Source organism: Chitinophaga rhizophila, from assembly GCF_019492185.1.
GTDB classification, from domain to species: Bacteria; Bacteroidota; Bacteroidia; order Chitinophagales; family Chitinophagaceae; genus Chitinophaga; species Chitinophaga rhizophila.
Window position 1 is genome coordinate 176,312 of record NZ_JAICCF010000006.1, and the last position, 24,771, is coordinate 201,082.

Annotated in this window: 18 protein-coding genes; 6 read left to right on the plus strand and 12 right to left on the minus strand. The window is 46.5% G+C overall.

The annotated features are described in order from the left end of the window. Positions 1-168: 168 nt before the first annotated feature. The 6 genes from K1Y79_RS27290 to dnaB all read right to left on the minus strand — a co-directional run bounded on the left by K1Y79_RS27290 (position 169) and on the right by dnaB (position 6,964). Positions 169-1,005: a FecR family protein gene (locus K1Y79_RS27290; RefSeq protein ID WP_220253390.1), complete on the minus strand. Its 837-nt coding sequence runs from the start codon at positions 1,003-1,005 to the stop codon at positions 169-171. Between the two features lie 126 nt (positions 1,006-1,131). Then, positions 1,132-1,728 (minus strand): RNA polymerase sigma factor, encoded by a 597-nt coding sequence (locus K1Y79_RS27295; RefSeq protein ID WP_220253391.1) that lies wholly within the window; start codon positions 1,726-1,728, stop codon positions 1,132-1,134. 258 nt (positions 1,729-1,986) lie between these two features. Further along, positions 1,987-2,694, minus strand: coding sequence for an RsmE family RNA methyltransferase (locus tag K1Y79_RS27300; protein WP_220253392.1), 708 nt, complete (start codon positions 2,692-2,694; stop codon positions 1,987-1,989). Positions 2,695-2,842: 148 nt separating this feature from the next. After that, a complete protein-coding gene (locus K1Y79_RS27305; RefSeq protein ID WP_220253393.1) occupies positions 2,843-3,868 on the minus strand; it encodes a coiled-coil domain-containing protein in 1,026 nt (341 codons plus the stop codon). Between the two features lie 98 nt (positions 3,869-3,966). After that, on the minus strand, positions 3,967-5,322 hold the full coding sequence (locus tag K1Y79_RS27310; protein ID WP_236059888.1) for an MATE family efflux transporter: 1,356 nt from the start codon (positions 5,320-5,322) through the stop codon (positions 3,967-3,969). Positions 5,323-5,395: 73 nt separating this feature from the next. Then, positions 5,396-6,964 carry a replicative DNA helicase gene (gene dnaB, locus K1Y79_RS27315; protein ID WP_220253394.1) on the minus strand — a complete coding sequence of 523 codons (1,569 nt, stop codon included), beginning with the start codon at positions 6,962-6,964 and terminating at the stop codon, positions 5,396-5,398. Positions 6,965-7,719: 755 nt separating this feature from the next. On the opposite strand from dnaB, the gene pheT reads away from it, so the two are divergent. From pheT to K1Y79_RS27340, 5 genes are all read left to right on the plus strand, one after another. Beyond that, positions 7,720-10,152 (plus strand): phenylalanine--tRNA ligase subunit beta, encoded by a 2,433-nt coding sequence (gene pheT, locus K1Y79_RS27320; protein ID WP_220253395.1) that lies wholly within the window; start codon positions 7,720-7,722, stop codon positions 10,150-10,152. Between the two features lie 122 nt (positions 10,153-10,274). Further along, the gene (locus K1Y79_RS27325) at positions 10,275-10,586 is read left to right on the plus strand and encodes a hypothetical protein (RefSeq protein WP_220253396.1); all 312 of its coding nucleotides are present in this window, start codon (positions 10,275-10,277) and stop codon (positions 10,584-10,586) included. A gap of 17 nt (positions 10,587-10,603) precedes the next feature. Beyond that, positions 10,604-10,897: a cell division protein ZapA gene (locus tag K1Y79_RS27330; protein WP_220253397.1), complete on the plus strand. Its 294-nt coding sequence runs from the start codon at positions 10,604-10,606 to the stop codon at positions 10,895-10,897. A gap of 609 nt (positions 10,898-11,506) precedes the next feature. Beyond that, positions 11,507-13,072, plus strand: a complete 1,566-nt coding sequence (gene rny, locus K1Y79_RS27335; protein ID WP_220253398.1) for a ribonuclease Y — start codon at positions 11,507-11,509, stop codon at positions 13,070-13,072. Between the two features lie 165 nt (positions 13,073-13,237). Then, positions 13,238-13,843, plus strand: coding sequence for a 3-keto-disaccharide hydrolase (locus tag K1Y79_RS27340; RefSeq protein WP_220253399.1), 606 nt, complete (start codon positions 13,238-13,240; stop codon positions 13,841-13,843). A gap of 128 nt (positions 13,844-13,971) precedes the next feature. Here the strand turns inward: K1Y79_RS27340 and scpB are convergent, their stop codons facing one another. The 6 genes from scpB to K1Y79_RS27370 form a co-directional block, all read right to left on the minus strand. Further along, entirely contained in the window at positions 13,972-15,531 is a 1,560-nt protein-coding gene (scpB, locus tag K1Y79_RS27345) for an SMC-Scp complex subunit ScpB (RefSeq protein ID WP_220253400.1), read from the minus strand. A gap of 158 nt (positions 15,532-15,689) precedes the next feature. Then, a complete protein-coding gene (gene atpG, locus K1Y79_RS27350) occupies positions 15,690-16,583 on the minus strand; it encodes an ATP synthase F1 subunit gamma (protein ID WP_220253401.1) in 894 nt (297 codons plus the stop codon). Between the two features lie 145 nt (positions 16,584-16,728). Next, on the minus strand, positions 16,729-17,622 hold the full coding sequence (locus tag K1Y79_RS27355; RefSeq protein ID WP_220253402.1) for a WG repeat-containing protein: 894 nt from the start codon (positions 17,620-17,622) through the stop codon (positions 16,729-16,731). A gap of 132 nt (positions 17,623-17,754) precedes the next feature. After that, positions 17,755-18,336 carry a DJ-1/PfpI family protein gene (locus tag K1Y79_RS27360; RefSeq protein ID WP_220253403.1) on the minus strand — a complete coding sequence of 194 codons (582 nt, stop codon included), beginning with the start codon at positions 18,334-18,336 and terminating at the stop codon, positions 17,755-17,757. Between the two features lie 182 nt (positions 18,337-18,518). Beyond that, positions 18,519-20,132, minus strand: coding sequence for a RagB/SusD family nutrient uptake outer membrane protein (locus K1Y79_RS27365; RefSeq protein ID WP_220253404.1), 1,614 nt, complete (start codon positions 20,130-20,132; stop codon positions 18,519-18,521). Positions 20,133-20,150: 18 nt separating this feature from the next. Further along, positions 20,151-23,141, minus strand: a complete 2,991-nt coding sequence (locus K1Y79_RS27370; RefSeq protein ID WP_220253405.1) for a SusC/RagA family TonB-linked outer membrane protein — start codon at positions 23,139-23,141, stop codon at positions 20,151-20,153. A 296-nt stretch (positions 23,142-23,437) separates the two neighbouring features. Here K1Y79_RS27370 and K1Y79_RS27375 point away from each other — a divergent pair, with 296 nt between their 5' ends. Further along, positions 23,438-24,760 carry a 3-keto-disaccharide hydrolase gene (locus tag K1Y79_RS27375; protein WP_220253406.1) on the plus strand — a complete coding sequence of 441 codons (1,323 nt, stop codon included), beginning with the start codon at positions 23,438-23,440 and terminating at the stop codon, positions 24,758-24,760. Positions 24,761-24,771: the final 11 nt, after the last annotated feature.

Below are 24,771 nucleotides of genomic sequence, written 5' to 3' on the forward strand. Positions count from 1 at the left end.
GATGTAATAGAATACAAAGCCGTAGCGTGTGTTTGCATGTATGGTTTGCAGACTTTGATGCAGACAGCGCTATGTTTTCCTGTTCCTTGCCGGAAGGAATGCATTATGTGGTGTTACCTGGAAAGCTGTTTGTTTGTTTCATAACGGGATTACTTATAGTTCGTGAAATTATAGACTGCACCCTTGTCCGCTGATGTATACTTCCTGCTGATCTTCACTAATGCGGAATGTGGAATTATTGATCTTACATAACAGGCCTAGTATCCTCTCCAAAGTGGCATGTTCATCAAAGCTGGCTATAAAGGTACATTTACGCAGTTCGTCATTCTCAAAGTGAAATGACACTCCATACTTTCTGCTTAATGTATTGCACACTGTTTCAAAAGTCTCATTGTCTATCTCAAACCTGCCGTGCAGCCAGGCCTGAGCTACATTTGCGTCCACCGTACGTTCGACAGTTGTCTTATCCAGCGTGATCTGCTTATTGGCAGTCAGCACTGTAATCTGCTTCTTCTCATCCTGTACCTGCACCTTGCCGGAAGCTACGGTAATTGCTATTGTTTCGTTCCGGTAGGCCCTGACATTAAAGGCGGTACCGAGTACAGTGGTAATACATTTACCGGCCCTGACCACAAACGGCTTTGTCTGTTTATTGACGTCAAAGAAACCTTCTCCGGTCAGCGTAACTTCTCTTATCAAGGTATCCTCCCGGTACTGGAGTTTACTATCTGCATTCAGCCATACTACAGAGCTATCAGGCAGTACAATTTTATGCTGCTGCTCCCGTGGTACGTATACTGCCATCTTCCGTTCGTTGGGCTTTTGCATCAGCCACCATAAACCAGCCAGCACCAACAGGGTAGCGGCAACCCCTATCCACCGGAAGGGTTTGTAGTTGCGTACTTCTTCCTTGCCGTACCATTGCATCAGCGCTGCTGTTTCATCTTCTGTAGCAGTACCGTCAAGCCACTTACGTGCGAGGGAACGGATATAGTCATCAGACATCGGCTTCAGTATTGTATATTATTATAGAGTGTTGAACTGACATTTTACCCTTGCTCATTTTAAAATATTTTTCTGAAGAAGATACGCGAGAGCCAGGCAGGGTATATACTGTCAAAATAATACTGGTCAAAGCAGGATGTTATACAAGGTATTCAGCTTCACGCGCAGTAGTTTCAAGGCTTTAGTCAGGTGCCCTTCGGCTGTTTTGGGAGAGATATCAAAGTTTTGTGCAGCCTGTAAGATGGAGTAATCCAGCAGCTTATTATAGCGGAACACCTGCCTGCTTTTCTCCGGCAATTCGCCGGCAATCGTCTCAATCAGCTGGAGCAGCAACCTGTCATTAACGAGGCTCTCAATATCAGCACCGGCGGAAGCATTGGTACCGGATAACTGCGGTGTATGAGATAATACTTTTATACGGGAGGCAATGGTCTGCTGCCGGGCCATGTAATGGAATACAGCATAACGGGTAATAGCAAAAAGGTAATGCTTCAGTACCGAGATCTCTATGTGATGTCTCTTTTCCCAGAGGATAATAAATGTATCCTGTACTATTTCTTCCGCCACTTCCTTGACCTGCAGGCGCTTTTTCGTCACCTGGAACAGGACATCCCAATAGCGGTTGTACACTTCGTTAAAAGCGTCTACGGAGTCATTCCTGATCATATCCCACAGGTGTTCGTCCGTGTAAGTGGAATCCGGATGGAAGTAGCTATTTTTCACCGTGAAAAAAGTATAAAGACGTTACATTGTTCTACATACCCTTATAATTGTGTAATATACAATTATTACGTCACTCTACCAATAAGGCACAGGGTTTTATTCTACTAACTCCCCCTTTGTTGTCCTCTTTTATACCTGTAAATAAATGCAGGCCCTGCCATGTCCGGGAAGGCCGGAAATAGATAATATCGTCATATAACAGGTGTTGACGTAGAACAGCTCATTCGCACACTTGTATAGCAACCTTCTTTCCCCTTCTCAGGACTGCGTCGCATTTACTGCATTCATCATCGTACAGCCTACTACTCCCGCCGTTTCGGTACGTAACCGGTTATCGCCAAGTGAGACGGGCAGGAAACCTTTCTCCAGGGCAAGCCGGATCTCTTCAGGGGTAAAGTCGCCTTCCGGCCCTATAAGCAGCAAACTGTCTTTCCCTGGCTGCATACCCTGCCACAGATGCGTCTTCTGATCAGGAAGGCAATGTGCAATCAATAACTGTTGTGCGGGAGGTTGCTGTACTAAGGATTCAAAGCTGGCCGGCGCGGTGAGCTCCGGGAGATAATACTGCTGGGATTGCAGCATAGCAGATACCAGGATGTTCTCAAAACGGTCGGCACGGAACTTCTCTTTCTCTGTACGCTGACTGATAAGTGGAATGATCATCTGCATACCTATTTCAGTTGCCTTTTCCAGGAACCATTCAATACGGGATGTATTCTTAGTGAAAGAAATAGCAATACGAACGGGCGACTGCACCGGGGGAATCAGCTGGTATTGTTTGACCTGGACTACACACTTTTTACGGTTATCATCAGTGATAGCGGTAACATATTTACCACCCCGGCCATCTGTCAGTAACACCTCGTCTCCCAGCTCATGCCTGAGCACCTGGATGCAGTATTTGGAGGTAGGTTCATCCATTGTATAATGCCCGGCTGCCGGAGTGATATCTTTCGCATAAAACATGATTGCCCGTTTTTTTTGCAAATATCGGGTAAGGAAGGATAAGTTAGATGGGGTCACAAGCAAAAAGCCTCCACGGCAGTGAAGGCTTTTACGCTATTTATTCAGCGGTTAAAATTACATCTTAGGTTGATAACGTCCGGTACTTGAGCTAGTTAATATTAGGTATGCCAGGATTGCGGAAAGGGACATATGTTGCAATGCTGTCAATGTCGGCCTCGTTAGTCAGCAGACGCTCATTTACCACCATCATCTGACTTTCCCATCCTTTAGTGTTAATGACTACACCGCGTAATACACTGGTTACGCCTTCCAGATTAGCAATTGCTACATCCAGTTTAGCTTCTATTTTATCGAAGCGGGCATCAATTACTTTAAACTGCGCAGCTACTTCCTTTCTAAATGCTGTCGCTTGCTCTTCTACCCTATCAAGACGCAACTCGATTTTGTTAAAGCGGGCATCTATCAATTTGAACTGAGCAGTAACTTCTTTTCTGAAGGCTATCGCTTCCTGCTCCACTTTCTCAAGACGTTTGTCCATCTGGTCAAAGCGGACATCCATCTGGTCAAGACGGGCATCTACCTTATCAAAGCGGATATCCATCTGGTCAAGGCGGACATCTACCTTATCAAAACGGATATCCATCTGGTCAAGGCGGGCATCTACCTGTTTAAGATGGGCGTCTACCTTATCAAACCGGACATCCATCTGATCAAGGCGGACATCTACCTGTTTGAGATGGGCATCCACCTTATCAAAGCGGACATCCATCTGATCAAGACGGGCATCTACCTGTTTAAGATGGGCATCCACCTTATCAAAGCGGACATCCATCTGATCAAGACGGGCATCTACCTTATCAAACCGGACATCCATCTGGTCAAGACGGGCATCTACCTTATCAAAACGGACATCCATCTGATCCAGGCGGGCATCTACCTTGTCAAGACGGGCATCTACCTTATTGAGGTGTATGTCCACCTGGTCAAGACGTCCGTCTACTGCCGTAAACTGAGCCGCGACTTCCTTCCTGAAAGATGCTGCTTCCCGCTCAATGGTATCAAACCGTACATCTACCTGATCAAAGCGATGACTGACATCTGTTTTGAACGATCTGAACTCTGTCGTCAGTGAATTAACTGCCGTTACCAGCTCCGTAAGCTGTTCATTTTCCATAATCATGTAATTTGCTTCCAAAGTTACAGCAAACCCATCCCAGAAAACAAATAAAATTATGATTATCAATAAATTAGATCAATATGAAATAGACTATATCATTTCAATACGGCATTCGTCAAAACAGCCTTCGTCCTATGCTGAAAACGGAAGAATAACAGTATAGAAGCCACTAGTAATCCAAGCAGCAATCCCCACCAGATCCCCTGAACGCCAAAATCCAGATGGATGCCCAGCAGATAGCCGACAGGCAGTCCCAATCCCCAATAAGCCAACAAGGTAATAATGGTTGGCACTCTGACATCGCCGAGGCCACGCAGTATACCCAGACCTACCACCTGCGTACCATCAAACAACTGGAAAAAGGCGGCAATGATCAGGAGGTGAGCGGCAATATCTATCACGGCGGTATCACGGATATACATTAATGGCAACAGCCGGCAGCCTAGCATAAAAATCAATGCGGTAATCCCCATCATGACCAGTACCATGTGGTAACTGGCGATGGCAGAGGAACGGAGTTCGCGCCATTGTCCGGCACCAAAGTGATTACCACTCTTGATGCCGGCAGCTGCTGAAATGCCACTGGCCATCATGTAAGTAATGGATGCCAGATTAATAGCTATCTGGTGCGCTGCCTGTTCCCGTGCGCCGATCCATCCTGCCATAATAATAGCTCCGCTGAAAGCGCTCACTTCAAAAATGTACTGTAATGCTACGGGTGTGCCGATACCCAGTAATTGCTTCAATGCATCCGCAGAAAGATATCGTTGTCTGAAATCGACCAGGTATTCTTTGAAGCGGGGTGAGCTCAGTACATACCAGGCCATTGCGACGGCCATCAGGGCACGATCTGTCAGCGTAGCGATGCCCACACCAATTACACCCATCTTAGGTGCTCCAAACAATCCATATACCAGTGTGATGCCGATAGCTATGTTCAACAGGTTACCAATAATGCTGATATTCATCGCCTGACGCGTGAAGCCTAATCCTTCTGCAAACTGTTTGAAGGTCAGGAATACCATGAGGGGGAAGAAGGATATCCCGAGCAGTTTCAGGAACGGTCTGGCCATCACCCGTACATCTTCTTCCTGTCCTAGCAGATCGAGGTGATTACTACCGATGATAATAAAAGCGGATAGTAATATTCCTAGCAGCAGGTTGATCACCAGGCTGTGACGTAACAGGAAGCCACAGCGGGACAGGTTTTTCCGTCCGTTTTCCTGTGCGATAAGCGGTGTAAGTCCGTAGGACATACCGATTCCTACCACCATAAAAATAGAAAACAGGCTACTGCCTAGTGCAACTGCAGCGAGGGGCACATCGCCGGTATGCCCGACAATTACGGTATCAGAGAAGGCCACCATGGTATGTCCCAGCTGGGATATTACTACCGGATAGGCCAGTTGGAAATTGTCTTTATAGTACTGACGATATTTAGTCCACAACATGTCGATAAGGGAAATTAAAAAAGGCGCTCCGTGTTGAAGGAGCGCCTTTCAGTATTATTATAAATCTGATTAGTTAAAAAGGAGCATCTTCAAACCCTTCGTCAAAGTTCATATCATTCATCCTGGAGCCTTTCTGGATGTAGAGCTTTGCTTCGTCGCTACCGCCGGCATCGTGGTTACGCATACCTGCGAATGCATTGCTGCTGCCGCCACCAGGGTTTTCCAGGCTACCATCATCCTCAAAACGCTGAAATTCCAGGATGGCGCGAAGCTTAATAGTATCAAGCTGACCGTTACGGTGTTTTGCAATACGAACGTGTGTTTCCCCTTTATTGGATTCGCCCATTTCGTTGGTATTGATCTCGTAATATTCGGGGCGGTACAGGAACATTACCATGTCGGCATCCTGCTCGATCGCGCCAGATTCACGGAGGTCACTCAGCTGAGGCATTTTATTACCATCTTTACGCTTTTCCACATCACGGCTCAACTGGGACAGGGCGAGAATAGGTACCTGTAATTCCTTTGCCAACCCTTTCAGGTCACGGGATATCTTACTGATCTCCTGTTCACGGTTACTGTTTTTACCATCTGCACTACCGCTCATCAGCTGGAGGTAGTCAATGATGATTACGCCTACACCATGGTTATGTACCAGCCTTCTGGCTTTAGCACGAAGCTCGAAGATGTTGAGAGCTGGTGTATCATCAATGAAGATGGGCGCTTTTGCCAGGCGTTCTATACCGTGGGTCATCAGCTTCTTCATCTCGTATTCTTCCAGTTTACCTCTGGTGATCTTTTCGAGTTTTATCTCTGACTCGGCAGACAGGATACGCTGAACGATCTGTCCGGAGGACATCTCCAGTGAGAACACCGCTGCTCCTTTCGGGAACCGGGGATGCAGTGCTGCATTCCTGGCCAGGTTGAGGGCGAAGGCGGTCTTACCTACCGCAGGACGTGCCGCGATAATAATCAGATCCGTAGATTGCCAGCCGTAGGTCACTTTGTCGAGTGACGGGAATCCGGAAGGCACACCGGTAATATCGTCGCCTCTATTACGAAGGTCTTCGATACGTTTCATGGTGTTGACCAATACGCGGTCAATACTGTCGTAGTTCTTGCGCAGGTGATTATTGGTCACCTCAAACAATTTACTTTCTGCGGAGTCCAGGAGGTCAAACACGTCGGCCGTATCTTCATAAGATTCACTCAGAATCTCACCGGAGATACGGATCAGTTCACGCTGGATAAATTTCTGCAGAATGATACGGGCATGCGCCTCTATATTGGCGGACGAAACCACCATGTTGGTTAACCGGGTAATATAATAAGGGCCTCCCACTATTTCCAGTTCGCCCATGGAACGCAGTTCTTCCACTACGGTCAGGATATCCACCGGCATGGATTTGCCAGCCAGGCGGGTCATTGCCGTAAATATTTTCTGATGTGCTTCTACATAAAAACATTCACCTTTCAATATCTCTACTACCGTGTCAAAAGCGCCTTTCTCCAACATAATGGCTCCCAATACGGCCTCTTCCATCTCCTTTGCCTGCGGAGGAATCTTGCCGTACATCATGGTAGATACGTCAACGGACGGTTTTCGCCGTACGTTGCGGTCCTTCTTAAGATTGAGATCCATCTATATATTTTGTGATTAGTCTGTTAATCAAAAAGTTATACGTCGTGGCTTCCTTAGTTATCATTACAATTTAATTGTACCAGCTCAGCTATTGACATTTTATGAAATTGTAAACTTTTTTGGGCCGTAAAAACTAAGGTAACCGCATTTTTTCATTTTCTAAAGTTTGCCTCGGGATATAATTTATAAGGTGACATGCACATGTTACGCACCCGCAAAATGGCAGTTATGCACTGACTATGGAAACATTATCCACCACATATGCACACAATCCCCATACAAAGGTGCAGATATTCACAATATATGTGTAAAAAAGTTTCACACATAAGGTTTGCTGGTTTGGGAAAGCCGCCTGTCCTGCACGACTTCAGCAGCTCTACAGTACACGGTCTCATTGAGTTATCTGATGGCTGAAATACACCCCTGAGGGCGGGAAAATAATTACCATTACATAAGGCTAACAGTGTTTCCATTTTAGTAAGGAATATTTTAGGGTTTGCCAAGCAGGTGGCAGGTGCCCTGATGGTTAAATTTGCTTGGAGGTCGCTTAGAGGTTGCTTGGAGGTCGCTTGGAGGTCGCTTGGACTACCCTTGGACTACCCTTGTAGTATAGCGGGAATATTTGACTGATCGATGCCTGTAAATACTCCCAGCCTACCTGGCAGCAATCTTTCCACGTCATAGATGATTCCGCTCTGCTACCTAGGGACTATGCATGAATTACACTAACTTTACGCACTTATATAATTTTACAAATGACTATTTCGTACAATTGGCTGTGTGACTATTTGCCGGTTAAACCCACACCGGAGGAACTATCTGTGATTTTAACACGCATAGGTCTTGAGGTGGAAAGCCTGGAGCAATTCGAGTCAGTAAAAGGCAGCCTCGAAGGACTGGTGATCGGCGAAGTACTTACAGTAGCCCAGCATCCCAATGCCGATAAACTCCGACTGACAACCGTCAATACCGGCCAGGGCGAACCGCTGCACATCGTTTGTGGCGCACCTAACGTTGCCGCAGGACAAAAAGTAGTGATTGCGCCCATCGGTACCACTATCTACCCTGCCAGCGGAGAACCAATGACGATGAAGAAAGCAAAGATCCGTGGAGAAGAAAGTCATGGTATGATCTGCGCAGAAGACGAAATCGGCCTAGGCAGCAGCCATGCCGGTATCATGGTACTCGATGCCTCCCTGCAACCTGGTACGCCGGCAAGAGAGGTGTTTAAACCTGTACAGGACTGGGTATATGAAATCGGACTCACGCCCAACAGGATGGACGCTATGAGCCACCTCGGCGTAGCAAAAGATGTATGTGCCTACCTGAATAACACAGAGAACACATCAAAATACAAAGCGCTGATTCCTGCTTTACCGGCTTTACCCAAAGCGGCCACTGCCTACCCGATCAGCGTAGCAGTTGAAAATCTGGATGCTTGTCCGCGGTACAGCGGCCTCTCCATCACCGGAGTAACCATTGCACCGTCACCCGAATGGCTCAAAAATAAACTGCTGGCTATCGGTGTCAGACCTATTAATAATATTGTAGACATCACCAATTTCATCCTGCATGAAACCGGTCAGCCGCTGCATGCATTTAATGCAGATGCTATCACTGGTAAAAAGGTGATTGTTAAAAATCTGCCACAAGGTACTCCCTTTGTGACCCTGGATGAAAAAGAACGTAAGCTGGACGCGGCAGATCTGATGATCTGTAACGGCAATAGCGAGCCAATGTGTATCGCGGGTGTATTCGGCGGTATGCAATCTGGCATAACAGACACTACCCAAAATATATTTCTGGAAAGTGCCTGGTTTAGCCCGGCCAGTATCCGCCCTACCTCATTCCGTCATGGTTTACGTACAGATGCTGCTGCACGCTTTGAGAAGGGGGTTGATATTTCCGGTACGGTATATGTACTACAGCGAGCTGCTGCGTTGATCTGCGAACTGGCAGGTGGCCAGGTGGCATCTGAAGTGACAGATGTTTACCCTACGCCGAAGCAGCAGACAGCAGTAACCAGCACCTGGTCTTATATCCGTAAACTGAGCGGTAAGGACTATCCGGAGGATAAAATCGTTAACATCCTCAGCAGTCTGGGCTTTGATATACTGGAGCGTGATGCAGAAAAGCTGCGGGTAAGCGTACCTTACAGTAAGCCAGACATCAGTATCCCTGCGGATATTGTGGAGGAAGTGATGCGTATCGATGGATTGGACAATATTGAAATTCCATCCCAGGTACTGATTACGCCGGCAGCTAATCCGAAGCCTGACAAGGAAAAAGTGCGTGAGAAAGCAGCTAACTACCTGGCAGCCAACGGATTTAATGAGATATTCACCAATTCCATTACTAATAGTAAATATTTTACTCCGGAAGTACTGGAACGTACGGTGAAGATGATCAACAGCCTAAGTGCTGACCTGGATGTAATGCGTCCGTCTATGCTGGAAACAGGTCTGGAGAGTGTATCGCACAACCTGAACCGTCGTAATGATAATCTGATGTTCTTTGAATTTGGCAACACATACGCCGTTCAGGAGCAGGGTAAATATGAAGAGACAGCGCATCTGAGCCTGTATCTGACAGGTCAGAAGCGTTCGGAGAACTGGATGCACAAGGCTGAACCGGTTGACTTCTACTTCCTGAAAGGGTATGTACAGAATCTGTTCCGTCAGCTGGGCATCACTGGCCTGCAATGGTCAGAGGCAACGACTGATAGTCTGCAACAGGGCTGGCAGATCAGTGTGAAGAATAAACCAGTGGTAACATTGGGCGCAGTCAGTACACAGAAGCTGAAACAGTTTGACATTAAGCAGCAGGTATGGTTTGCCGACTTCAACTGGAATATTGTATTGGGATTACTACAAAAAAGCGATAACTTTTACAAAGAAATCCCAAAATTCCCTGCGGTTCGCCGTGACCTGGCCCTGGTGCTGGACAAACAGGTGAAATTTGCAGCGGTAGAAGCTGCCGCTAAGACAGTGAAGTCTTCGCTGCTGCAGGAACTGAATCTCTTCGACGTATTTGAGAGTGAGAAACTAGGTGCAAATAAGAAGTCTTATGCCGTTAGTTTCACCTTCCAGGATGCCCAAAAGACCCTTACTGATAAAGAAATTGATGCAGTAATGGATAAACTGGTCAAAGCGTTTGAAGGTCAATTACAAGCTGAAATCAGAAAATAGTCCGATACACGCGGCAGCCGGATTTCGGGCGGACAACAACCGTTTGTAATCCGGCAGCCGTTTTAAACAGAGAGCCTTTTCATTCATAAATTGTAATTCGTCATCTGTAATTCACAAGAGATTTGGCTTTAGAGCAATACATACAAAGGATTGATGATAAGCTTCACCTGTTGTTGAAAAAGCTCCAGCAGGTGCAGGCTGAAAATGTATTGTTAAAAGAGCAATTGCAGGAGCAGGAAGATATACTGGCCGTCCAGCAGGAGACCATCGCCTCGCTGGAAAACAAGTTACACCTGACGAAAATGGCGGGTGCAACGGGGCAGGGATTACCGGCTGATGCAGCAGCTGATGAAGAATTTAGGAAGGAAATGCGTAATAAGATCAATGACTATATTAAAGAAATTGATCGTTGTATTGCACTATTAAACAGCTAGTAAAAAACAATCCCAACATGGAACTGCTGATTCCCATTAATATCGTGGTGGCCGACAGGTCGTACCGCATTAAGATTAAACCGGAAGAGGAAGAGGAAGTACGCCGTACCATGAAGGAGGTGAACGAAAAGATCATAGAATTTAAGACTGCGTATGCAGGTAAAGACCTTCAGGATTATATTGCGATGGTCCTTATCATGTACGCAACCCATCCCGTTACGAGTGGTGGTAAGATCCAGATCGGCCTGGCACCTTTCCTGGAAGAAAAGCTACAGCATCTCGAAGATTTGCTGGACAGCTCGCTGAAGTGAATTATAAATTCAGAACGTAGGAGTGAAGCATCAGAGGTTTATAGTTGAATGGCGAATCCCGGCGTGTGTTTACTGACCAATCACCATACAGGTACTGAAAGATATATACGTCTGTATAATTCAGATGGCAGTGTCTGACCAGAGATTGGTGAAGTGATGTAAATGGTGTGGCTGATGTAGGAGGAGCACATATCTGGTGTAACTAATGGGAAGCGCTATTGTAAATGCAGTCGGTATGATACCGTAGGTACAGCTCGAGTAAGGGCGGTAAGGAAGCGCTGCAACAAACCTGATTTTTTAACTCTTAGTTATTGATTCATAATTCTTAATTGTTGCCGTGTTGCACAAAATATTTTGAAAAAGTAGATTAGCAGATAGTAACGTATTAAAATTAAGAGACCACATACTAACAAGATAATCAATACTTTATCCACTTATTGTATATAGGCTTTTCCTGTAAGTGCCCACACAACTGCATATCAACGTATCATCCCGTCGTTTCGGACATTCTTTTTTGTATTTTCGCGAATCAAGTTCTCAACCCTTTACCTTTCCACGGAATGGGACGCGGCCAGGAATGCAACATAAATCAAGTATTAAAAAATTTGTATGGAAGTTACTTTAATATCGACAATAGCTGCAGTAGTGGCATTGATCATTGGTATTTTGTTAGGTAAGGTGATATTTGCCAAAAACACACAGCATAAAATACAGGAGGCTGAATTACAGGCACAGAAAATAGTCGCTGAAGGACAACTTACCGCAGAGAATCTGAAGAAAGACAAACTGCTGGAAGCGAAAGAGAAGTTTATCCAGCTGAAGAGTGAGCATGAGAAAGAGGTATTACAACGTAACCAGAAATTAGCTGATGCAGAGAACCGCATCAAGCAGAAAGAGCAGTCGGTAACACAGAAAACTGAGAATCTCCAGAAGCAGATGCAGGAGAATGAAGCGATCAAGGAAAACCTGAATCGCCAGATGGAATTGGTTGCAGTAAAACGCACCGAGCTGGAAAAACACCAGGAGGAACACATCCGCCGCCTTGAAAAAGTGGCTGCCCTGACTGCTGAAGAAGCTCGTCACCAGTTGATTGAAAGCCTGAAAGAAGAAGCGCGTTCACAAGCGCTGGCACACATCCAGGAGATCATCGAGGATGCGAAACTGAAAGCGAACAAGGAAGCGAAGAAGATCATTATACAGTCTATCCAGCGTACAGCTGCTGAGCAGACTATTGAAAATGCCATCACTGTATTCAACCTGGAGAGTGATGAGATTAAAGGCCAGATCATTGGTCGTGAAGGTCGTAACATCCGTGCAATTGAAGCAGCTACCGGTGTGGACCTGATTGTAGACGATACCCCTGAAGCAATTGTACTTTCTTCCTTTGATCCGTTACGTCGTGAAATAGCACGTCTGTCCCTGCAGCGTCTGGTACAGGATGGTCGTATCCACCCTGCACGTATTGAAGAAGTAGTAGAAAAAACCAAGAAACAACTGGAAGAACAGGTGATGGATATCGGTGAAAGAACCGTTATTGAACTGGGCATTCATGGTCTGCACAAAGAGCTGATCCGCCTGGTAGGTAAGATGCGTTTCCGTTCTTCTTATGGTCAGAACCTGCTGATGCACTCTAAAGAAACCGCTAATCTTTGTGCTGTTATGGCAGCGGAACTAGGCCTGAACCCGAAATTAGCGAAACGTGCCGGTCTGCTACACGATATTGGTAAAGTACCTGATGAGGAAACTGAACTGAGCCATGCCCTGCTGGGTGCTAAGCTGGCTGAGAAATATGGCGAGCATGCTGCTGTCGTTAACGCTATCGGCGCTCACCACGACGAGATGGAAATGCAATATGTGATCTCTCCGATTGTACAGGCTTGTGACGCTATCAGCGGTGCGCGTCCGGGTGCGCGTCGTGAGATCATGCAGAGCTACCTGCAACGTATCAAAGACCTGGAAAACCTGGCACTTGCACATGATGGTGTAGAGAAGGCATATGCTATTCAGGCAGGCCGTGAACTGCGTGTAATTGTAGAAAGTGATAAAGTAACAGATAATGATGCTGACCGCCTGTCCTTCGAGATCGCTAATAAGATCCAGACAGAAATGCAGTATCCTGGTCAGATTAAAGTGACTGTGATCCGTGAAAAGCGCGCTGTAAACGTAGCCCGCTAAACCGGCAACTGTAAAACCTATTATAAGAGGCGTTCCTTAGACAGGGACGCCTTTTCTTTTTATACCATTCACCCTATCAGCACTGGCATAAACGGCATTCATTTATTACATTTAACGTAACACGTCACCTGGCTGCTCCCGGCAGCCCTAAAACCGTTCTGAAAAATGAAAAGATTCCTTCTCCTGGCTGCCCTCCTCGTTGGCAGCAATTTCACGTTTGCGCAGCAAAAATCACTCTTTAATGGTAAAAACCTGGATGGCTGGAAAGTGTATGGAACTGAGAAATGGTATGTCGAAAACGGGACGCTTGTCTGCGAAAGCGGTCCTGACAAAGAATACGGCTACCTGGCCACCGACCAGTCATTCAAAGACTTTGAACTGACGGTTACCTTTAAACAGGAAGCCGATGGCAACAGCGGCGTATTCTTCCACTCTTCAATTGAAGGAACCAAGATCACCGGCTGGCAGGCAGAAGTAGCGCCTGCGGGTAGCCATACCGGCGGCATCTATGAATCTTACGGCCGTGGATGGCTGATAAAGCCGGCTCCCGAAAAAGAGCAATACCTGAAACAAGGCGACTGGAACACCATGAAAGTGATTGTAAAGGGCGATAACGTGACCACTATCCTGAACGGCCACGAGATGATCACCCTGAAAGATGACAAGATAGGGGCTGCTACCGGACAGATAGCGCTGCAGATACACTCCGGCGGAGGCATCAAGGTAAGGTGGAAAGAGATATCGGTAAAAGAACTGGGTACCAAAAATTAAGCAGCAGGAGTTACCGCCAGAGGGCACGTAGCGGAATAGCCTGGTATACTGGACAAAGGTGATTCTCCGGCTGCTACCAATAAAAAAGCCGGCTGATCCATTCAATAGGATCAGCCGGCTTTTTGTACTTATTTCCTTCTATTATTGTCGTCATCATCTTCCTCATCGTCGTCGAAGCCGTCTTCGTCATTGAAATCGTCATCCAGGTTGAAGTCTTCGTCTTTGATATCGTCGTCGCCGGGTTCTTCGTCGTCTTTGTCTCTGTTGTTAGCTTTACGGTTGTTGTCACCGTCTGGCTCGTCATCGGAGCCGTCGTTATCGTCGTTTCCGTCATTGTCTTCATCATCTTCCAGCCTGCTGTCTTCGTCATCCAGGTCCTCGTCGTCGGCGTCGTCTTCATCGTCCTCATCGTCATCCTCTTCATCTTCTTCGCTATCGGCGTCGTCTTCCAGCTCATCGTCTTCGTCATCTAAATCCTCGTCCTCACCGTCTTCTTCGTCGTCCTCATCGTCATCATCTTCATCCTCTTCACCGTCGTCGTGGTCCTCGAGCTCTTCGTCTTCCCCGTCTAAATCCTCGTCCTCATCATCTTCTTCTTCGTCCTCATCGTCATCCCCCTTGGGGCCCAGGTCAGCGGCTGACTCCATAAATGCAGCCAGTTCTTCGTCTGTGGCATAAGTAACAGATTCGTCTGCTTCCTGTTCATCCGGAGTCAGGGAAGGCGTGCCGAAGGTAGTATCCTCCTCTTCGGCCAGGGCTTCGTCCATGGTTGGAGCAGGGCGCTCATTATTTCCAGCATCATCAGTGGAGGCTGCTGACGTATCGGAAGTATTGTCTGAAGTTGGTGATGGTGAAGTATCATCAGGAGAACCGGCCTCCTGATTATCGTCCTGCACAGGTATTTCTTCATCGCCGAAAGGGAGGAAGAGTTTGGCCTGCATATCAGCAGGTTTACCGTCTTTGTTATTGGCAGCGGGGCCTGGCTGGCCGGCGTTACCTGCAGAAGAAGACTGCGGATCTTCATTGGCCGGAGTGTCCTGTTCTACGAGTTCGCCGGTTTCTGACACGACCATATTGTGGCCATCTTCGTCTGTTTCGGCATCATTTTGCAGTCCGATAAGGGTTGGCTGGATGGATTCGTCATCGAACACCTCTTTCAGTTTAGGCAGATCTTTGGGTGAGTTGAGGCCAAAGTAGTCCATAAAGGCTTTGGAGGTAGCGTATAGGAGCGGTTTACCAGGCAGGTTCTCACTACGTCCGGTGATAACGATCAGTTCTTTTTCCAGGAGCTTCTGGATGGAATAATCGGTACTTACGCCGCGGATGTGTTCAATTTCACCTTTGGAGATTGGCTGTTTATAGGCTACGATTGCCAGTGTTTCGAGGGCGGCAGTAGAGAGGCGTTTCAGGAATTTATCGCCATTCAGCTGAGCGACGGTCTGGTAGTATTCCTTTTTAGTAAGGAACTGGTAGCCACCGCCACTTTCTTTTACCTCAAAAGCATAAAATTCGGTGCTGTATTTCTCTTTGATAGCCTCGAGGGAGGCCTCTACCTGTTCTAGTGTAGCGCGGTCTTCAAGGAAGGCCAGGGCGTTGTTGAGCAGGTCGAGTATATCGAGCAGTGGCAGGGGCCTGTCTGCGGCGAATATCAACGATTCTATATGCGGTATGATCTGTGAAATTTCCATGGTGCGGTGTTCAGTGTCCGGTATCCGGTGCAGAAAAGGCGGAAGCCTTTACCACGCCTGCAAAACAAAAGAGTCAAAGGCCGAAAATACAGCCTTTGACTCTTATGGTGAAATCAAAATCTTTCGATGTCAATTCAATGTGTATAAGTTGCTTAAGATCAACCTTCCAGTGCTGCAGCACCACTCACGATCTCTGTCAGCTCGGTAGTAATAGCCGCCTGACGTGCACGGTTATAAGAGATCTTATAAGAACGAAGCAGTTCGTTAGCGTTTTCAGTAGCCTTATCCATAGCGGTCATACGTGCACCATGCTCGGAAGCGTTGGCATCCAGCATAGCTTTATACAGCTGTGTGTTAAGGATTTTAGGCATCAGTTCAGCAATCAGGGCTTTCTTTTCAGGCTCGAAGATAAAGTCTGCGCGGCTGGTGTTAGCTGCCTGTGCGTCAGTCTCTTCCACACGTGCTACCGGCAGGAACTGTTCAGCCACATAACGTTGAGTAGCAGCATTTTTGAACTCGCTGTAGATGATTTCAACGGCGTCATAGTCACCATTTACGAAACCTTCCATTGCGAAAGCGGCGGCCTGTTTTACGTGTTCAAAGTCCAGGTGAGAGAACAGCTGCCAGAAGGTGTCGTTCAGTCTGTAACCATTCTTTGCAAAATGCTCATACCCTTTTTTACCGATAGGCAGTATTTCAACGTGGCCTTTGGCGAATTGCTCCTCGTATTTCTCGCGGATCACCAGCTTAGCCATTTTGATCAGGTTTGAGTTGTAAGCGCCACATAATCCTCTGTCAGATGTAATCACTATCAACAGTACCTTTTCAACAGGACGCTGAGCGGCCAGGGCCAGATCAATGCTTCCTTCACTGTTGGAAACGATGTTCTGCAACATTTCCTGCAGTTTCAGTGCGTAAGGACGCATCAGCAAGATAGCATCCTGTGCACGACGCAGCTTGGCAGCACTTACCATTTTCATGGCTTTGGTGATCTGCAGGTTAGACTGTGTTGACTTTATACGGTTGCGTACTTCTTTAAGCTGACCGGACATAATGTTATATGTATTACTTTATTTTGAATGTAAATTAGACCCGTTGGGGCTTTTCAATTTGGCTGCAAAGGTAATAAAAAACAAGTCTAATACCGCATGATGATGCGATAGTTTAGTTTTTTTTGGCAGGTAGGGGGTTAGTTACTTATTGCGCCATTTCGGCCCAGGTCTCGTTGCCATCCTTATCTACATAACCTACCCGTCCGTTTAGTCTGATCATGCCCTTACCGTTGGTATAAGTGTAGGCTTTATCGTATTTCTGTGGAATAACAACTTCGTTCCGCTTGTTAATGAAGCCATAACGTTTTTCAGTAGCAACTGCCACCATGCCTTCATTGAAGTTACCTACCCAATCATATATCAGTGGAATAACGAGATCGCCTTTCTGGTTGATAAAGCCAAACTTCTTGTCCTGCCTTACCCAGGCCATTCCATCGCGAAAAGGGCCTACCTTCTCATAGGGGGTCATAATGACCTTACCTTTAACCAGGTCAGCGCGACCGCACTTACCATCAATATATACCAGCATGGTACCATTAGTAACATAACCCAGGCGCTCGAATGCAGGCTTCAATATTATTTTACCGCGAGGGTCCATTACACCGTATTTGCCGGCTGACAGTACTGAGATGTAGCCATCGCGTATACCTTTAACATCATCATATCTGGGGGATACCAGTTCTTTTCCCTGGTGATCCAGCATGCCGGTACGACCATTGAGCTTCACCATATGGTAGCGGCCTTCCCTTACCCAGGCAGAGTCGTACTTCAGTGAAGACGTTTTTCCGTTGGGCAACAGGTAACCTGACTTATTGCCTTTCCTGACGATGGCCAGTCCGTCCTGAAACGGGCCGATAGCATCGTAAACAGGTGCAGCTACCACGTTACCGGAGGTATCATTAAAGCCATATTTGCCTGCTTTCTCAATTCTTACAAGTGAAAGGGTATCTTTTCCGGCCAGGGCGGCGGAGGTCAATGCCTGTGCATTTCCGGCAATAGCAGCAACTAACAGGCACACGAGGATAGGACACTTTTTCATAGGTAGCTGGTTATGCTACCAAAAATAAAAAAAATGAGGCACTTTTATATAATAAATATATAAATACCTCATTCGTATGTATCTATTAACTATGATTATCAGCCCGTTTGGTATGTATACGACGGGCGATGTTTATAATTCTATTCTGGTACCCAATACTTTCAGGAATGCGGCTATCCATTGAGGATGTGCGGGCCATGCCGGAGCAGTAACCAGTTTACCGTCAGTCACTGCCTCATCGATATTAACCGCAGCATAGGTACCTCCGGCCATTGTTACTTCCGGAGCAACAGCCGGATAGGCTGTCAGTGTTTTGCCACGTACCACATCGGCGGCCGTCAGGATCTGTATACCATGACACACAGCCGCGATGGGTTTGTCGGCAGCAGCAAACTGCTTTACCAGATCAATCACCTTTGCATTCAGTCGCAGGTACTCCGGAGCACGTCCGCCTGCTATCATCAGGGCGTCGTAAGAGGAGACCTGTATATCTGCAAAAGAGGCATTCAGTACAAAATAGTGTCCGCGCTTCTCGCTGTACGTCTGATCTCCTTCAAAGTCATGTATTGCGGTAATGATCTTGTCGCCTGCTGCTTTATCCGGACATACAGCATGTACGGTATGCCCAACCATCTGCATCATCTGAAAAGGAACCATTGTTTCATAATCTTCTGCGTAGTCTCCTGTCAGGAAAAGTATCTTTTGTTGTGCCATTACTGGGGGACTTTAGGGGGTGAAGTATTTAAAGTTAACAAAAAAAATACTCCGGTAGCATGGATTATACTACCGGAGTATTGCTTATAATAGGGGATCGTAGCGTCTTATTGCGTCAACCAGGAACCCGCCGTTAACCGGGCTAAAACCATGCAATCAGGAAAAGCCATTACATAGCAGGCTTAATACCCGGGATTCTGCGGAAACTCATTGCTTGTTCTATCAATCTGATCCTGTGGAATAGGACGTAGTAAATGTTTAGGTTCTATATTCGGACCACCCTGCGGATTGTGTAGTCGTACACGCTCCAGCAGTTTATTGGTACGTTTCAAGTCAAACCATCGTAGCTGCTCCCCCACCAGTTCACGGCCTCTTTCGTCCAGGATAAGGTCAATGGAGAGTTGCGACTCAGCAAGTTTCATAGCTTCTTTATGGGCGGTGGTTTCTTCTTCGGTAGCCCCTACCCTTGCCGCACGCATACGCACCGTATTCAGGTACTCGATAGCCTTTGTCCTGTTACCTGTATACATTAAAGCCTCGGCAGCGATAAAATAGTCTTCTGCCAGGCGGTAAGCAATAAATGGACGCACACCGGAAGCCTGATTGTCAGGGCGTAATGCATCAGCGAATTTATTCAGCGAAGGATATAATCTTTCGGTGTAGTTACGCGGAGGTACCAGCTGATAATTCTTAGTCGCAATCACCGCATCTGGTACGTCATATCCCGGCATGAACACAGAGGTATCACCTATCTTAAGTTTTGCACTACCGGCGTTTGCATACCATACGTTGGTAAAGAACTTCTCATAGCGCGTGTCGTGTACTCTGTCAGCATACAGGGTATCCAGCAGGAATTTGGTAGGGCGGAAGCGCTTCCAGGGCGTACCATTGGCCAGGTCGCGCTTCATACCACCTAATACGTCATACTGCATCAGGAAGAAGCGGCTGGCATTGTTATCAGTTGAGTTGTATAATACGTCGGTAGTATATTGTACAGCCCATACAGTTTCTGCATTATTCTCTTTACCCTGTGCCCATACCTGGCCTACGTCGGGCAACAGGGACATACCGTAATTATTGATCACTTTCATAGCATAGGCCGCAGCACTGTCATAGTCATTTGCACCTTTAGCTTCAGACGTCGCACGTGTCAGGTATACTCTTGCCAGGAGATGTTCTGCAGCAGGTTTAGTAGCCCTTCCCCACTCGCTTTGTTCAGCTGGCAGTACCTGCGCAGCATAGTGCAGGTCAGCGATGATGGCGTTATAGATATCTGGTACAGGGTCGCGGTATGCCTCAGTAACGATCTCGGTATTTTCAGTGAGCCGTAAAGGAACTGCACCAAACAACTGTAAGAGGATGAAGTGATAGTTTGCACGGCAGAAGCGGGCCTGGGCAACGCCAGAACGTTTCACTGTACTATCGATATCCGGGATCTTGTCGGCCCTTGTGATAGCAGCATTGCTGGCGTTGATTGCCTGATAGAAAGTATTCCATATTTCACGCAGGTGAGGATAGCGGCCATCCAGCTGTGAAGTATACTGGTTGGTGTACTTAAAATCACCATCTGAGCCATTGGTATAAGTATCAGTACCAAATACAGTGACCGTCATACCCCGCTCGGTGCTGTAGAAGCTACGTAAACCGGCGTAACCTGCATTGACCATATTGGTAAAACCGGCGGGCGTATTATAAAATTCATCTGTCACGGAGGATACTACTTTTTCATCCAGCATTTTATTGCATCCTGTTACGATGCATACGCATACAAACAGGTACAAGCATATGTTTTTCATAACTATTATTTTATTGCATTAAAAGGTAGCATTGACACCGAACTGTAACATCCAGGTAGCAGGAGCGTCCACCCCGATAACGTTAACGTCTTCCGGATCAATACCTTTATACTTTTGTCTGTACGGCGCGAGAATCAATGGTTGTTTAATATCCACTGCGAATCGTAGTGCTTCCATTTGCCAGCGTTTCATCAGGCTTTCAGGCAGGGAGTAGCCTAAAGTGATGTTCCTGATCTTAAAGAATGAGCCGTCGAAATAGCTCAGGGTATTATAGTTATTAGGACGTTCCTGGTTAGCATTCGGACGTGGGAAGTTATTGGTAGGATTGGTTGGTGTCCAGTAGTCTACGTCTAAGTTATTATAACGGCCGAAGAGCGTATTGAAACTAGAGTAGAAGTCGCTTCTTACCATACTTCCCATACGTGCAAAAGCAACTACTGAGAGGTCCAGACCTTTATAAGAGAAACGCTGCGTCATACCACCTGACCACTTCGGCTGAGGCGCGCCCAGGATGGTACGGTCTTTATCATCCAGCTTTTTGTCATTGTTGAGATCAGCCAACTGTATTTCACCCTGACGTTGTTTGTATACCTGTGCGGCCGCCTGATCCTGCCAGATACCTACTTTCTTATAATCGTAATACACGTAGGTGGGCTGACCTACGAACCAGCCATTACCGATATCCTGCATCTTACCGGCCCCCAGTGAGAGAATCTTTTCCCGGTTCATATAGAAGTTCACATCCATTGACCAGGTAAATCCACTTCGCGTCTGTACGTTTACAGTAGATAACCCTATTTCAATACCCTTGTTCTGGGTAACCCCCAGGTTTTCCAGTACAGCGTCAAAGCCATTACTGAATGGCAGGAAGCGTTGCAGCAAAAGGTCGGTTGTCTTTTGTTTATATACATCCATGCTACCGGTAATGCGTCCTTTGAAGAGGCTAAAGTCAATACCGATATTGGTAGAGGCCGTGGTCTCCCAGGTCAGATTAGGATTACGCAGTAGTAGCGGAGAAAACCCGGTCACACCTTTATTGCCAAAGGAGTAAGGCGTACGGCCTAGCAACCCCTGTGTAGCATAGGGAGGTATACCCGTATTACCGATACGGCCATAGCTACCGCGCACTTTCAGGTTTTCCAGCCAGGATACGCCTTTCATAAAGTCTTCACTGGTCACATTCCAGCCTAATGCTACAGAGGGGAAGTAGCCCCATTTTTTGCCGGGCGCAAAGCGGGACGAACCATCCGCACGTAAGGTCAGTGTAACCAGGTAACGGTCATCAAAACCATAGTTAACACGACCCATATAGGAAAGAATTGTCCAGGTACCTAGCAAACCACTGATGCCGGTAACGGTAGCTGCCTGTCCGAGATTATAATACTCCTGCCATTCTACCGGAATACCTCTTACAGATGCAGAAGAAGAATCTTCACGCTGACGCTGTACACTATAGAGTCCAGTAATATTCAGGGAGTGTTTATTGAAGGTTTTATTATAGGTCAGGAGATTTTCTATAGTATAGGCCCATATCAGTTGTCCCTGTTTGGTAGCAGTCGCATCGCCACCACCGATCAGCAGATCAGTGTTTTTCTTACTCTGAAATAGGCCGTAATTGTTCTGAAATACGTCTGTACCGACATTGAGGCGGTATTTCAGACCGTCAAACAGTGATATCTCGCCATACAGACTATTGAAGAAGCGGATATGACTGAGTCTTTCCACACGATTACCATCTTCATAGTCCAACAAGGCATTGGGTTGCTGATTATCGGATGTTGGATAGGTAATCAGTTTGCCTTCGGCGTCGTAAGGATCTGCTATCGGCAGCATCTTGAGGGAGGCACTCATTCCATTGTAGGTACCGCCCTTACGCATACTATAGGTAGCGAGTGAGGAAGCGCCAATCTGTACATGTTTGCCAATCATCTGATCGATAGCCATATGGAGGTTATAGCGTTCATAGCTCTGCAATTGCAGTACCCCCTGATCTTTGAAGTAACCGCCGGTTACAGCATACTTGGTAGTTTCTGTACCACCGCTTACACCTATCCCGTGACGGGTTTGCCAGCCCTGACTCAGCATGAGAGATTGCCAGTCAGTATTGACGCCCCGTTTGATATTCTCAATTTCTGTAGCGGTAAATATTTTAGCGTCAGAAGCATCGGGGTTATTATCATCATACAGGCCGGCAGCGCGGTTGGCTTCCCGTTTCATGGCAAGGTACTGCTGGCTATCCATCATATCGGTTTTGCCCAGGGTGTTGACAATACCATATACCCCGCTGTAGGTTACCTGGGGAGCGCTTACTTTACCTTTGCGGGTACTGACAAGCACGACGCCATTAGCTCCCCGGGATCCGTAGATAGCAGTAGCGGATGCATCCTTCAGCACATCCATGGAGGCAATATCCTGGGGGTTAATATCATTAAGATTACCTGCGAAAGGGATACCGTCTACCACATAGAGCGGATCGTTTCCGGCTGACAACGAACGGGTTCCCCTGACCCTTACACGCGGTTCATCACCTGGCTTATTACTGTTGTTTATTACATCAATACCAGGTGTACGACCTTGTAATGCCTGCTGCGCGTTTGTGACAGGCACTTCCATAATAGTCTTGCTGTTAATGGAGGAAATAGCGCCGGTCACATCTTTTTTCTTTTGTTGACCATAGCCTACTACTACTACCTCTTCTAATTTCTTCTGATCTTCTTCTAGTTTTACATCCAGTTCTGCTCTGTTATTAACAGGCACTTCTTTAGGCTGGAAGCCTATAAATGATACCACCAGGGTGGCGGTGGCCGGAGCCTGTAGCTTATAAGCGCCCATAACGTCTGTTACCGTGCCTGTTTTTTGCCCCTTGATAGCGACTGTAGCTCCAATTATTGGGCTACCATCCGGACCAGTCACTTTCCCTCTGATCGGAATGGATTGGGCACGGATGATGGTGCCCCAGAATAGCAGGCATAGCAGAAAGCCGCCTACTTTCGACAACGTGTTTCTCATGCGTGGAATTTTTAAACTTGTAACGGAATACACCTCCCTGAAAAGCAATAAGTTATAAGATTCATCAGGTTTTTCTAACGTGAATTTCAGGGAATGGGGTAGTACAAGTTAAGGAGATTAGTCATAAATTGCAAACGATTGCATAAAATCAACACGAAATAATACCGCTTATCATAAAAAATGTGCAATCGGTTGAATAAAACATTATCATTAACTACTTTTAAGAGTACTTTAGGTCTATGGTTATGAAAAACACGTTATTGGTATGCAGTGCCATGCTTATAAGCAGCTTTGCTATGGCCCAGAAGAAAGCTGAATGGAAAAATCTGTTCAATGGTAAGAATCTGGATGGCTGGAAACAAGTTAACGGTACTGCTATCTATGATGCAAAAAACGGGATGATCACAGGCACATCTGTTGCCAGTAGCCCAAACTCCTTCCTCGCAACTGCAAAAGATTACGGCGATTTTATTCTCGAACTGGAACTGAAGCTGGATGCACCAATGAATTATGGTATCCAATTCCGCAGTGAAAGCAAGCCTGACTACAATAATGGCCGTGTACACGGGTATCAGATGGAAGTCGATCCGAGCGACCGTGCCTGGAGTGGAGGTATTTATGATGAAGCGCGCCGTGGCTGGCTGTATCCGCTGGAACTGAACCCGGATGCTAAACCTGCCTTCAAGAAAGATGATTGGAACAAGTATCGCATAGAATGCCGCGGGGCAGAGATACGTACCTGGGTAAATGGCGTTGCCTGCGCACACCTCATTGATAGTGCGACATTGAAAGGCTTTATTGCTTTACAGGTGCACCAGATCTACAAAGAAGACGATAAAGGCAAACAGATACACTGGCGTAATATCCGCATACAAGAGAATCCTGCTCCTTCTCAATACACTCCTTACGACAAGATATTTGTTGTTAATAATCTGCCTAATAACATTTCTGCCCAGGAAAAGAAAAACGGCTTCACACTACTTTGGGACGGCAAAACTTCTGATGGCTGGCGCAGGGTAAATCAGGATAAATTCCCGTCGAAAGGCTGGTCTATAGACAACGGCGAACTAACCATTCACCAGTCTAATGGCGATGAAATGGGTTCAGGCGGAGATATCGTTACCACTAAGGAATTTGGCGCTTTTGAGCTGGAATTTGACTTCAAACTAACTGAAGGAGCAAACAGCGGCGTAAAATACTTCGTAAAAGAGAGTTATGACACCAAAGGCAAATCTGCTATCGGACTTGAATTTCAGGTACTTGACGATGAGAAGCACCCTGATGCAAAGCTAGGCCGCGATGGTAACAGAACCTTGTCTTCACTGTATGACCTGATGACTCGTCAGAATACTACCCTGAACAAGGCTGCCATAAAGAAAATTGGAGAATGGAATAAAGGGCGTATAATTGTATATCCCAATAATCATGTGGAACACTGGTTGAATGGCTTCAAAATGCTTGAGTACGAAAGAGGGTCTAAGGAATTTAAAGACCTTGTAGCGATCAGTAAGTACAAAAATTGGAATAACTTTGGATTATGGCCTGAAGGACACATCTTATTACAGGATCACGGCAATACAGTGTCATTTCGTAGTATAAAAATCAAAAATTTAAGATAGGTTAACATTTT